We start from the raw sequence: 12286 nt of genomic DNA, 5'->3' as shown, positions 1-12286 counted from the left end.
ATTCTTAGTAAAAGAATAGCAATGTATGTAATAAACCAACTAATATATATAATATGTATAGTCTACGAGAGAAAATGCTTGATAAACAACAAAACGATGTATCTCATTGTAATTACCGAACCACAGTTTGTCTCTAACGAGGCAACCATTATCGCGCAACTGCTACATTGGGGTGTAGACCTTGTGCACCTGCGGAAACCCGAAAGTAATGCCGACGAATTGGCAAAACTAATCGAAGCTATTCCCACAGTCTACCATAACCGCCTTGTGCTACACGACCATTTCAATTTAGCTACCCACTTTACATTGCATGGGCTACACTTAAACCGCCGAAACTACGTGCTGCCACCAAACTATAAAGGTGCAGTTTCGAAATCGTGCCATACATTTAGCGAAGTGGAAACCTATAAGCAGCATTGCAATTACGTTTTTCTTAGTCCTATTTTTAATAGCATTTCAAAACAAGGATACGCCTCTGCTTTCTCACCAAAGGCTCTTTTCGAAGCAAAACAGAAAGGCATTATCAATGAAAAAGTGGTTGCGTTGGGCGGAATTACCGCAGCCAATATCAATAGGATAAAGCGTTATGGCTTTGGTGGAGTAGCACTTTTGGGCGATGTTTGGCGAAGAACTGCTGATCCATTTTTTGAACAATATATTAAGCGATGTGTTAAACTCTAATAGGTTTATTATATCGTAGCATTGTTATATTTTAGTGGTGTAATGGACATTTGGTAGGCTAAAACTTCACGTAACGCTTTTATTTACTACCTTTACAGCATTTGAAAGCTTATGAAAAAACGGTTCTTCTGATATGTGGAGTGATAAAACAAACCACAGAACGATGTACTTCAACATAAGAGATAAAAATTCCAGATTCTACAATCTGTATGTCTTGTGATGAGGAAATAACTGCTTCCTCTTTTCAAAGAAATGTACGTATACTACTACGGTAGTTTTAATTTTGTTTTGCTGTCATATTTAACACTTCGCATAGATGCACTGTTATTCAGTAAGTTAGATATAAAGGTTAGATGATGGCAGTGACAGGAAATTTAATTTCGGCGAAATTACTTTGTTATAGAAAAGCTGGAATATTGAATGAAAAGGGATTTGTTTCTTACACCACAAAACTTTTCTTGTCAGAAAGTATTTGTTTCTTTCTCACGTTAGAGTTGTCCTTATCATTCCAAATTCCCGAAAGAACCTTGAAAAGAACCATGCCAACTTTGTTGGACAATTTCCCGACCTAATAATCTATAGCTACGCTTCAAAAAATAGAATGCAGCTATCTCAAAAAAATGGGATACAGGTGTACTTTATGTGCCTGAAAATAGGCTTTGGCTTGATTTAAATCTATCACAACTACTATATTTTCCACCATTCAACAAACTTTTAATATAATATTACGATAACCATTATCGAAACAACTCATTGTAAATAGTTGCACGACCAAGAATTAATGCCTATCTTTGCAACACAAAAATAAAGAATTAACAGACTTAAAAATCAAAGACTTATGAGTAGTCAAATTATTATTTGGAGTGCATTAATGGTATTACTTCTAGTAGCTTTTGTTTTGCGTATGGCTATTACTGCCCGTACAGCAGGTGGAGACAAAAAAATATTTGAAGTAACCGATGAATTTGAATTATACGACTTAACAGAAGATGAAGCATAGCCACCCCACCTTCCCAGTAAATAAAACAAGCACCTTTATAGCTGAATATGCAGCATGGCTTTATGGCTGTGGCGCTACATGTACACGTATAAGAGAAAATGTAGCTCGTATAGCCAAAAAATGGAATATCACTTGCCAACTTCTTATTATGCCTGGAAGTGTGGAACTTATGGTATTCGATCCCACCACAAATCAATCGTCAGTGGTTATAAAAAGAGCACCCCACACAGGTATTAGCTTCTATAAAAATACTTATTTGAGCCGATTAAGTTGGAATATAGCTGATGGGCACGTTGATTTAGAAGAGGCAAACAAAACACTCGAAAGTATAACCAAAGCACCTTTCACCAACAAGTGGTTGGTGTTATTGCTTACATCGCTTGCCAATCTTTCATTCTGTCGTGTTTTTGGTGGCGACCTTGCAGCTATGTTAATAGTGTTTGTAGCTACTTTTGTAGGTTTTAAACTTAAACAGCTATTGTTAGAAGATGGTGTAAACGTTAAGTTTGTTTTTCTCATTTGCGCATTTTTCTCGTCTGTAATAGCTACCTCTGGCTATATATTTGGTTTAGGCAATAAACCCGAAATAGCACTTGGAACATGTGTTCTTTATTTAATTCCAGGTATTCCTTATATTAATAGCATTAGCGACCTTATGGGGGGCGATTATCTTGTGGCTTATAGCCGATTTATGGATGCTATTATTCTTACCTTTTGCCTGTCGGTAGGTTTGTCGGTAGGTATTCTTCTTATGAACCTCAAACTATTAGCATAGCACTCAAACAAAATGGACTTTCTACTCTCAATACTTCAAGATGCTTTCTTTGGTGGCTTAGCCGGAATAGGTTTTGCTAGCATTAGTAATCCTCCAAATAATGCCTATAAATACTGTTTTGTAATATCGGCTGTTGGACATGCTATACGTTTTGTTCTTATGAACAACAGCTACTATCACTTCGGACTAATTATTGCCAGTTTCGTTGCGGCTTTAAGTATAGGCTTTTTAACTGTACTTATGGCACGAAGAGCCAAATGTCCACCCGAAACATTCTCATTTCCATCATTATTACCAATGATTCCTGGAATGTATGCCTATCGCACCATAGAAGGACTGGTAATGTGTTTATTTACAGAGAAAGAAGATTTATTCAACCATTATTTGTATCTTTGTACATCGAATGGCTTTACTTGTGCGTTCGATATCTTAGGAATGGTGTTAGGCGCAACAATGCCTATATTCATTTTAAATAAGATTTCGTTCACTGTAACAAGGCACGCCAAATAACAAAGAACATAAGAATAATGGAACTCAGACAACTACGCTACTTCTTAAAAGTTGCAGAACTCTTAAACTTTTCGGAGGCTTCGAAAGCATTGTTTGTTACTCAAAGCACACTGTCGCAACAAATAAAACAACTCGAAACAGAACTCGATTCTACGCTTTTCGAACGAAATAGCCACGAAGTAACACTAACAGAAGCAGGAAAAAAGCTGGTAGAATATGCACAAACAGTAGTTGTTGATGCTGACATTTGCCAACAAAAAATGAACGACTTGAAGGATTTAGCAACCGGAGAGTTAAACATTGGCGTTACGTTTACATTTAGTCCACTACTTACTGAAACAGTACTTGATTTTATGAAACGCTATCCGGGTGTTCGCCTAAATATTATTTATAAAACAATGGCAGAACTTATGGATATGCTACAACGACACGAAGTAGACTTTGTTTTGGCATTTAAGCCTACCGAAAAGAACGAAAGAGTGGAAAGCTATGTACTCTTTAATAATAAACTTGTGGCTGCAATGAGTGTAACTCACCCACTTGCAAAGCGTAAGAGTATAACCATAGACGATTTAAAAGATTGCCAGGTAGCAATGCCAGCACACGGATTGCAAAACCGTAATGCTTTCGAAAATATTGCAGAACAATCTGCAAAAAATATCAATATACGGTTAGAAATAAACGATATAAATATTCTGCTAAAACTGGTGCGACAGAGCAAACTTGTAACAGTTCTTGCCGAAGCTGCTTTACACAATGAGGAAGGACTTGTTGGAATACCACTCGAAATGGGAAATACCGACATGGAAGGTTGTCTTCATACTCTAAAAAATGGCTATATAAAACACTCTGCACGTGCTTTCTATCGCCTATTAAGTCAGTCGCATACAATCATTAAATATTCATCGTTGGCACATTTGTTGTAAATAACGTGAGTTCGACGAATTATAAGTGTCTATAAATTTAGTGATTAGCGAAATTTGTTGTAACTTTAAAGAACTAATATACAAATAGTTACAAACAAAAATCGCTATGATCACCGAGGACAAAGTTACTGAAATATTTTGTATGGCAGATGACTTCTGCAAGTTTTTTGATGCAATGACAGCAAAATATACGCTAAAACCTACAGGAAAAAGAAAGTATCATCGAGATTCCACGATGTCAAAGGCAGAAGTCATGCTAATAATGATTCTTTTTCACGATTCTGGTTATCGCTGCTTTAAACATTTCTATCTTGAAAAAAGAAGCCGTGTATCAATGTACAAAGGACTATTGACACACAGCTTGCTCTGTTCTAAATTCGTCGAACTCACGTTATTTTAATGTATCATATTCAAGTCCAAAAAGAACTTCACCCATAAAATCAAGTGTTTGTTTTGGATTTCTTGTGCTAAATGCTTTTCCGCCTGCCTTAGCATCGAAAAGAAGATCCTTTAGCTTGATAGTAACAGTAGTTGTTCCAAGATCATCGCCTACAGGGACTCTGTTAATAATCGTATTGTGCATACTTGTTGTAATAGTAACATACTGCTCCAAGAAGTTTGACATACTCATATTTAGTGGACGTTGTATGGAAACTGTTTCAGGCATATTAGAGTCTGTTATATCTGTATAGGAATTGTTATCTACCTGAATAGCCTTCTCTTTACTAATATTTAGAATGTTAAAACGATCTCCGTTAGGAAGGGTTACGTTGCATTCACCATATAGGAAAAGAGGGTTTTTGTTTATAACTTTACCCCTGATCGCTTTTGGGGTAAACTTAAAGTTGATGCTATTACATGTAGGAACAAAAATCGATTGTGTAACAGGGTAAGAATTGCTCGTAAGGATACGAGCTACAGAGTTATCGCCAACATACTTTAAGTTGTAAGCAATAGGAGCTGCTGCTGACATTGGTATAGGGTTGCCGATAGCTTTCTTAAAGGCCTCCCAACCACCAGATATAATTGCTTGATGGTCTTGCATAGTACCTCCAATGCTAGTCTGTGTGATTACAGATTCGTCTAAGATGCTCTTGTATTTAATTTGTAAATCAGCACTTAAGTTATTAAGTTTAGGGAAAACAAGATTAAGTGCAGCTGTAACCTCATCGTAACTATAGTTTGTAGAAATAAGGGCAAACGCCATTCTTCCATAGTGAACACTGCTTACATATACAGGCATTACCCCATTAAAAGAGTTAATATCAGCAGATTTCAGAATGCAGTTTTTAGGAGATGTAGAAACTGTAAATAATTTCTGAATAAACGAAACGAGAACATGCGTCTTTTTTCTGTTGTGCTGTGTGTCAAGGCTTAGCCCTGCTTGCACGAGTGAACCATTAAAATTGATACCTAAGTGGGTAGCAAATTCCTTTTCATTTTTGATCTCTTGTACTTTGTACTCTGTTGTTACAGAGGGTTCAGCATTAGGGGATGATCTCCATTGCTGAAGGGTAGTTTGGTAGCTACTCCATGTAATATTAGGGATAACTGCAGTATAAGCAGCTCCTCCCATAGGGGTCAAATCGGCTGTAACTACCATATCTTCTACTTCTGCATTCTTGATAGGACTAAATATGCCATTTGAAATAGTGTTACCTGCTAAAACATTGCCAGGAAAAATTTGGTTTTCATTGGGGTTAAAAAAGAGGACTTCATCATGGATGGCACTAGCGTTGTACATCTGTGTTTTGTTTACCATCGTGCCGTTAATACCATCAAAAATGCCCTCATTGCTTACTATTTGTGGCGAAGAATTAGGAGTTGGACCATTGTAAAGATCAACTTTATCGCCCACACGATACATATCTTTACCTAGTGGTAATGAATTAAGAAGTTGTGGACTGATATTCTTGTCTGTACTAGGCACATTGGTAACATCCTCCATGATGTCGCTACTACATGATGTAAGTACATTAGCGAATAATAATACGCTAAGCCCTCTAACAATAAAACTGTAATGTTTCATAACTTTTAATAGGTTAATGCATCCCATTTTACAAGATGCAGGTTAGAAAAATAAATTTAAAATAGAAATTTCTCTCAATTAGTTTGTTATATCTTTTGTTATAAGCTCACCGTACAAGTTCCAGCTTTGATAATACACACCTCATTTCTTTGCTTTTTTCTTAGAGATATTGTCGTAATAATTTACTAGATCATAGGTAGGTTAGGCTTTATTATGCTCCAAAGGTAAATAATTAAATAATAACTTATATAATGTTATTTTAAAAATATGAATAAATTAATTATAATTAACGCTATGTTTTCTTTAAAGGAGATGTCTTTTTTATGTAATAATAACGTGAGTTCGACGAATTATAAGTGTCTATAAATTTGGTGATTAGCAAAATTTGTTGTAACTTTAAAGAACTAATATACAAATAGTTACAAACAAAAATCGCTATGATCACCGAGGACAAAGTTACTGAAATATTTTATATGGCAGATGATTTCTGCAAGTTTTTTGATGCAATGGTGGCAAAATATACGCTAAAGCCTACTGGAAAAAGAAAGTATCATCGAGATTCCACGATGTCAAAGGCAGAAGTCATGCTAATAATGATTCTTTTTCACGACTCTGGTTATCACTGCTTTAAACACTTCTATCTTGAAAAAAGATGCCGTGTATCAATGTACAAAGGACTATTGACACACAGCTTGCTCTGTTCTAAATTCGTCGAACTCACGTTAAATAACATCAACTGCGACATCAATGTTTTTTAGTCTTTACCGACATTACTTTTCTTTTATTGTCTGTACATTCTTATTTAGAAACAATGTTGCCTTTATGCTTTCGTGTGAAGCATAATAAAACACAAAATAAGTTTCTAATAAATACAATTTAGGTTTAAAAGTTTTCGAGTTCCTTTGTGAGAATACTTTCTAATTGTTCGGCTGATAAACGCACTTGGAACTCGCCATGAATAGCAATCGAAATTTTGCCAGTTTCTTCTGAAACTATTATAGCAAGTGCATCAGATGCCTGCGAAATTCCTAATGCGGCACGATGGCGTAGTCCAAATTCCTTTGGAATATCTTGATTGTGGCTAACTGGAAGAATACAACCAGCAGCTTTAATACGTTTTTTTGATATAACCATTGCACCATCGTGGAGTGGAGAGTTCTTAAAAAAAATATTTTCAATAAGTCGTTGGTCAATGCGAGCATCAATATAGGCGCCCGTATCAACAATATCCTGAAGCATTACACTACGTTCTATAACAATAAGTGCCCCAACTTTTCCCTTGCCCATATTCATACAAGCCATAACAATAGGGAGAATAGTTTCGCGGTCTACGCCTTTTTTGTTCTTATCGTTCCGAAATAGTTTTAGAATGTTTCTTGCTTTTTGGTGTGCACCAAGATTATAGAGAAAATAGCGTATTTCTTCCTGAAAAAGCACAATGAGACCAATTACGCCTACAGACACTAATTTATCCATAATGCTTCCTAAAAGTCTCATTTCTAAAACCTGACTAACAATAAGCCACACAACAATAAATGTCATGATACCTGCAAACACGTTAAGCGAACGTGATTCTTTCATAATACGATATATGTAGTAGAGCATAAGTGCCACTAATACAATATCGATGATATCTTTTATGCCAAATTCGAAAAACATATTCTTCTCTTTTAGTTGTTGTTTCTATATTGCCATTAGCAATACTGGCTTTGTTTCTTTCTCCAAACGTTCTATGTTTGTGTCTTTAGCAGGTATGTTGTTGCTATTGCACATTCAAAAACATTTGCATTGTTATTTTGCTTGCCGTAAACGGTTGTAAATTTGCACCGTTTCTACAGCTTCTTTCACATCGTGTACACGCAAAATGCTTGCTCCTTTCATTAGTGCAATCATATTTAGTGCAGTTGTTCCATTCAAACTTTCTTGTGCTGTAATGCCCAAAAGCTGGTGAATCATACGTTTGCGACTAATTCCAACTAATATTGGAAGTTCTAAAACGTGTAGTTGTTCCATTACATTCATTAGCGCATAATTGCCGTCTATAGGGTCTTTTCCAAATCCAAATCCTGGATCTATAATAATATCTTTCTGTCCCAAAGCACGTAATTCTTGTATTTCGCGTGCAATATTTATAAGCATATCGTGTATGTTTGGAGCTTTCGACATTAATATATAAGGTGTTCCCAGTTCGGCTACAGTACGAAACATTTCTGCATCGCTACCTTCTTCCACATCGTTTATAATATCTACACCAAATTCGTTTACCATTTCTCGTGCTATTGAGGCACGAAAAGTGTCGAGCGATATTATTGCTTTTGGTTGTGTTTTACGAATTATAGGAAGTGCCATAGCAAGTCGGCGTCTTTCTTCTGCTTCGTCTACAAATTTGCTTCCAGGACGTGTAGAACATGCACCAACATCTATAATTTTAGCTCCTTCCGCTATAATTTGGTTAGTACGATTGTATATTTCAGCCTCAGTTTGCATACGACTATCGGCATAAAACGAGTCTGGTGTAACGTTTAATATTCCCATTACACACGGTTTAGACAAATCGAAGAGTTGTCCTTTTACGTTTATTGTATATTCCACAGGACTAAATTGTTGTGCAAAATTTTCTTTTTCCATACAGGCAAAGTTACTAAAAGCACTTTAAACTGCAAAGTAAGCAATGCTAAAATTATGCATTTTGTTTTACACCCATACGTGCTTCAACTACATTTACCACATAATCGCCAAGTTTTTCGCATTCTTGAATAATGTCCATATACATTGTTCCAATGGCGTAAGTATATTTATGTTCGTTTACGTCCTGAATGTTTTGTGTGCTAAGTTGGTTACGATAGTTGTTCATTTCGTTTTCAATGTTGAACGAACGGTTCACATCGTTTTGGTGTTTATGTCCTATTAGCAAACTGTTCATTTGTGTTAAAGCATCGTCGGTAAGTTCAAACATTTGTTCAATGTGGTTGTATTGCTTTTCAGTAAAATCTTCTTTTGCCGATATTTTTCTATTTATGGTACGAGCTATATTATAGCAAGAGTCGCCAATACTTTCTAGTTCAGATATCTCTCTAAGCATTGATCTTACCTTTTCTTTTGTTTCATCGCTAAGGTGAGCATTACTAACTTGGTCTAAATATTTAGCTATTTCTATCTCCATATTATCCGAAATGCCTTCATATTTCTCTATTCGCGAATACAGTTTCACAAATTTAGAGTCGTCGGTTGTATGTAATAGTTCTCTCACCATATCGAACATTCGTTGTAAACGTTCGGCAAACGATTGTATTTCTTTACTTGCTTCGAGCACCGAAAGTTCTGGAGTCTTCATAATTCCAGCTTGTATGAAACGCAAACGGAAGTCTTCTTCTGTCTCGCTCTTGCGTGGTTTTATAATCAAGCAAACTAACTTTTCGAGCTGTGGAATAAACCAAATTAGCAAAAATGTATTTGCAACATTAAATGTTGTGTGGAATGCTGCTAAAACAACAGGTAGTTTTACTTTTATATTAGCATTGACTGCACCAATTGCAGGATTATAATCAACAAAACCACATACCATATTTACGAAAGGATAGAATATAGCGAGCACCCAAACTACACCAATTACGTTAAACATTAAGTGGGCTAATGCTGCTCTTCGTGCTTGTGTGTTTGCTGCTAATGCTGCTAAATTGGCTGTAATTGTGGTTCCAATGTTTTCGCCCATAACCAATGCAATACCAAGATAAATAGGTAAAACGCCTGTAGAACAAAGCAAAATGGTGATAGCCATAACCGCAGCAGACGACTGAACGATGCAAGTTATGAGGGAACCAATGGCAAGAAATATCAGAATAGTGAAATAACTGTTTATATCGAACGATTTAAAAAACTCTATAACTGCAGGTGTAGTGTCTAAATGTAGTGCTTTTCCAGCATCGCTTAACAGCACCAAACTGAAGAACATAAACGAAAGACCAAACAAGAAGTCGCCTACATAGCGCATTCTTCGTGTGTAAATCAGCACAATTCCCACAAGAAAAGCTGGAAAAACAAAGCTTGTTAGGTCTACAGAATATCCTAACGACATAATCCAAGCCGTAAGTGTTGTTCCAATATTAGCACCCATTATCACGGAAATAGCTTGAGCAAGGGTTAATAGCCCTGCATTTACGAAAGAAACAGTCATTACCGTTGTTGCCGAAGACGATTGTACAGCACAAGTTATGAATGTTCCTGTAAGCATACCAGTAAAACGATTGGTAGTCATTGCACCTAAAATGTGGCGTAATTGCGAACCTGCCATTTTTTGTAATGCTTCACTCATTACTTTCATTCCATAGATAAGCAATGCCAACGAACCAATAATCTTGAAAATAATGGCAAAATAAATACCTGTTGTCATAATAATTCTTTTTTTCTAATGCTATTTTTTGCTCTTTAATGAGAACTTGCTAACTTTATACCCTGATTAAAATCGTTAAACGTTCATACAAGATGAAACAAGTAATACAAATCCGTTGCAAAAATAATAAAAAAACTTTAGAAGTACCAATTGGCAGTACACTTTATGATGTTTATACTGCATTTAATCTTAATATGAACTTTGGACCAATAAGTGCAAAGGTAAATAACAAGGTTGAAGGATTAGATTTTCGTGTATTTCATAATAAAGATGTAGAGTTTCTCGACCTTTATTCTGCTTCGGGAATGCGCACTTATATTCGTTCTTTGTTTATGGTTTTGTGTAAAGCCGTACACGATATATATCCAAAAAGCAAAGTTGTAATAGATATTCCGGTGGCAAATGGCTATTATTGCAACATTAACATTCATCGCGAAGTTACAAATAGCGATATTGAAAATATACGCCAACAAATGCAAACCATTATAAATCAAGCTTTACCTATACAGCGTTATGAGGCTACAACCGAAGAAGCTATTAATATGTTTCGAAAGTTGGGCGACGAAGCTAAGGTAAAACTCCTTGAAAGTACTGGCTCGCTTTATACCACTTATTATAAATTAACCGACTATGTTGACTATTATTATGGTGCAATGCTCACAAATACATCGCAAATTAAGCTTTTTGGAGTAGAAAAATTCTTCGATGGATTATTACTTCGCGTACCATCGTCTGAAAATCCTGCAAAGTTAGATAATTTAATAAACCAAGACAAAATGTTTGAGGTTTTTAGAATGCATCATCGGTGGCAAGAAATTTTAGGCGTACGAACTGTTGGCGATTTTAACGAAGCCGTGAAACAAGGTTTTTCTAACGACCTTATAAATGTTAGCGAAGCATTGCAAGAAAAAAGAATTTCGCAAATTGCAGAAACCATAGCAAACAAAAAAGATGTGAAGGTTGTGCTAATTGCCGGACCTTCTTCGAGTGGAAAAACTACGTTTTGTAAGCGTCTTTCTGTGCAGTTATTAACTTGTGGAATAAAACCAGTACAAATTTCTTTAGACGATTATTTTGTAAATCGGGTGGATACACCAAAAGACGAGTCGGGCGATTACGATTACGAAAGCTTATATGCACTAAATATTCCGCTTCTTAACGAACAGTTTTTGGCATTATTCCGTGGCGACGAGGTGCAATTGCCCTCTTATAACTTTCAAACAGGGAAAAGCGAAATGAAAGGTAAAAAACTTCAACTAAATTCTGATAATGTTTTAATAGTAGAAGGTATACACGCTTTAAATCCGATGCTGACAAACGATATTGCCGACAATAAAAAATTCCGTATTTATGCTTCTGCTTTAACAACAATATTATTAGACGACCACAATTATATTCCTACAACCGACAACCGACTTATTAGACGTATTGTTCGCGACCATAAATATCGTGGCTGTTCTGCACAAGAAACCATACGACGTTGGCCAAGTGTTCGCGCAGGAGAAAAGAAATGGATATTTCCTTATCAGGAAAATGCCGATATTATGTTTAATACCGCAATGCTTTACGAGGTTGCAGTTTTAAAAGCACAAGCAGAAGCTGTGTTAGAACAAGTGCCAGAAAACTGTAACGAATATGCAGAAGCATATAGATTGCGTAAGTTTTTAGGCTATTTTTCTTCGTTACCTTTCCGAAGTTTACCACCAACATCGTTGCTTAGAGAGTTTTTAGGTGGCTCTTCGTTTAAATATTAATGCCAGAAACAAGGCAAAGCGCAACGAAAAAAACAAATATGCACTACATCTAAAAATATACATTTAGCAATTGTTGTGTAAGCGGTTATAGAAAAATTCTCTATAATCGCTTTTTCTTTTTATTTATAAATATTGCCTTTCTGTATGCACCAAAAAAAATATAATTAAAATGCAAATGATTTTTAATTACAAAATAAAAAAATAGTAATTATAAATTTTAA

Annotated in this window: 10 protein-coding genes and 2 pseudogenes; 8 read left to right on the top strand and 4 right to left on the bottom strand. The window is 35.7% G+C overall.

The features are described from left to right. Nucleotides 1-96 precede the first annotated feature (96 nt). From HMPREF9144_RS00795 to HMPREF9144_RS00775, 6 genes and pseudogenes are all read left to right on the top strand, one after another. Nucleotides 97-681 carry a thiamine phosphate synthase gene (locus HMPREF9144_RS00795; RefSeq protein WP_006043877.1) on the top strand — a complete coding sequence of 195 codons (585 nt, stop codon included), beginning with the start codon at nt 97-99 and terminating at the stop codon, nt 679-681. 838 nt (nt 682-1519) lie between these two features. Beyond that, a complete protein-coding gene (locus HMPREF9144_RS13460) occupies nt 1520-1681 on the top strand; it encodes a hypothetical protein (RefSeq protein WP_006043876.1) in 162 nt (53 codons plus the stop codon). Then, nucleotides 1671-2456, top strand: coding sequence for a threonine/serine exporter family protein (locus tag HMPREF9144_RS00790; RefSeq protein WP_006043875.1), 786 nt, complete (start codon nt 1671-1673; stop codon nt 2454-2456). The genes HMPREF9144_RS13460 and HMPREF9144_RS00790 overlap by 11 nt, the downstream gene beginning before the upstream one ends. 12 nt (nt 2457-2468) lie before the next feature. Beyond that, nucleotides 2469-2966, top strand: a complete 498-nt coding sequence (locus HMPREF9144_RS00785; protein ID WP_006043874.1) for a threonine/serine exporter family protein — start codon at nt 2469-2471, stop codon at nt 2964-2966. Between the two features lie 17 nt (nt 2967-2983). After that, nucleotides 2984-3892 (top strand): LysR family transcriptional regulator, encoded by a 909-nt coding sequence (locus HMPREF9144_RS00780; protein ID WP_006043873.1) that lies wholly within the window; start codon nt 2984-2986, stop codon nt 3890-3892. Between the two features lie 106 nt (nt 3893-3998). Beyond that, a pseudogene (locus HMPREF9144_RS00775) lies at nt 3999-4211 on the top strand (IS982 family transposase); the annotation flags it as partial. A gap of 72 nt (nt 4212-4283) precedes the next feature. On the opposite strand, the gene HMPREF9144_RS00770 reads toward HMPREF9144_RS00775, so the two are convergent. After that, a complete protein-coding gene (locus HMPREF9144_RS00770) occupies nt 4284-5921 on the bottom strand; it encodes a thiol-activated cytolysin family protein (protein WP_249031155.1) in 1638 nt (545 codons plus the stop codon). A gap of 437 nt (nt 5922-6358) precedes the next feature. Here HMPREF9144_RS00770 and HMPREF9144_RS13205 point away from each other — a divergent pair. Then, nucleotides 6359-6580: pseudogene (locus tag HMPREF9144_RS13205) on the top strand (IS982 family transposase); the annotation flags it as partial. 223 nt (nt 6581-6803) lie between these two features. Here the strand turns inward: HMPREF9144_RS13205 and cdaA are convergent. The 3 genes from cdaA to HMPREF9144_RS00750 form a co-directional block, all read right to left on the bottom strand. Next, a complete protein-coding gene (gene cdaA, locus HMPREF9144_RS00760; protein ID WP_006043869.1) occupies nt 6804-7580 on the bottom strand; it encodes a diadenylate cyclase CdaA in 777 nt (258 codons plus the stop codon). Nucleotides 7581-7712: 132 nt separating this feature from the next. Then, on the bottom strand, nt 7713-8549 hold the full coding sequence (folP, locus tag HMPREF9144_RS00755) for a dihydropteroate synthase (protein ID WP_006043867.1): 837 nt from the start codon (nt 8547-8549) through the stop codon (nt 7713-7715). Between the two features lie 52 nt (nt 8550-8601). Beyond that, nucleotides 8602-10311, bottom strand: a complete 1710-nt coding sequence (locus HMPREF9144_RS00750; protein WP_006043866.1) for a Na/Pi cotransporter family protein — start codon at nt 10309-10311, stop codon at nt 8602-8604. Nucleotides 10312-10403: 92 nt separating this feature from the next. Between HMPREF9144_RS00750 and HMPREF9144_RS00745 the strand changes: the two genes are divergently transcribed. Further along, complete coding sequence (locus HMPREF9144_RS00745; protein WP_006043865.1) at nt 10404-12065, top strand: nucleoside kinase; 1662 nt, start codon at nt 10404-10406, stop codon at nt 12063-12065. Nucleotides 12066-12286 lie beyond the last annotated feature (221 nt).

The organism is Prevotella pallens ATCC 700821 (assembly GCF_000220255.1).
Taxonomy (GTDB): domain Bacteria; phylum Bacteroidota; class Bacteroidia; order Bacteroidales; family Bacteroidaceae; genus Prevotella; species Prevotella pallens.
The sequence above is the reverse complement of the archived record's forward strand: the minus strand, read 5'-3'. Positions and strand labels throughout refer to the sequence as shown.

Excerpts from the sequence above, each read along its gene's own strand:
- HMPREF9144_RS00795 (WP_006043877.1), top strand. The coding sequence starts at position 97 with ATGTATCTCATTGTAATTACCGAACCACAGTTTGTCTCTAACGAGGCA.
- HMPREF9144_RS13460 (WP_006043876.1), top strand. The coding sequence starts at position 1,520 with ATGAGTAGTCAAATTATTATTTGGAGTGCATTAATGGTATTACTTCTA.
- HMPREF9144_RS00790 (WP_006043875.1), top strand. The coding sequence starts at position 1,671 with ATGAAGCATAGCCACCCCACCTTCCCAGTAAATAAAACAAGCACCTTT.
- HMPREF9144_RS00785 (WP_006043874.1), top strand. The coding sequence starts at position 2,469 with ATGGACTTTCTACTCTCAATACTTCAAGATGCTTTCTTTGGTGGCTTA.
- HMPREF9144_RS00780 (WP_006043873.1), top strand. The coding sequence starts at position 2,984 with ATGGAACTCAGACAACTACGCTACTTCTTAAAAGTTGCAGAACTCTTA.
- HMPREF9144_RS00770 (WP_249031155.1), bottom strand. The coding sequence starts at position 5,921 with ATGAAACATTACAGTTTTATTGTTAGAGGGCTTAGCGTATTATTATTC.
- cdaA (WP_006043869.1), bottom strand. The coding sequence starts at position 7,580 with ATGTTTTTCGAATTTGGCATAAAAGATATCATCGATATTGTATTAGTG.
- folP (WP_006043867.1), bottom strand. The coding sequence starts at position 8,549 with ATGGAAAAAGAAAATTTTGCACAACAATTTAGTCCTGTGGAATATACA.
- HMPREF9144_RS00750 (WP_006043866.1), bottom strand. The coding sequence starts at position 10,311 with ATGACAACAGGTATTTATTTTGCCATTATTTTCAAGATTATTGGTTCG.
- HMPREF9144_RS00745 (WP_006043865.1), top strand. The coding sequence starts at position 10,404 with ATGAAACAAGTAATACAAATCCGTTGCAAAAATAATAAAAAAACTTTA.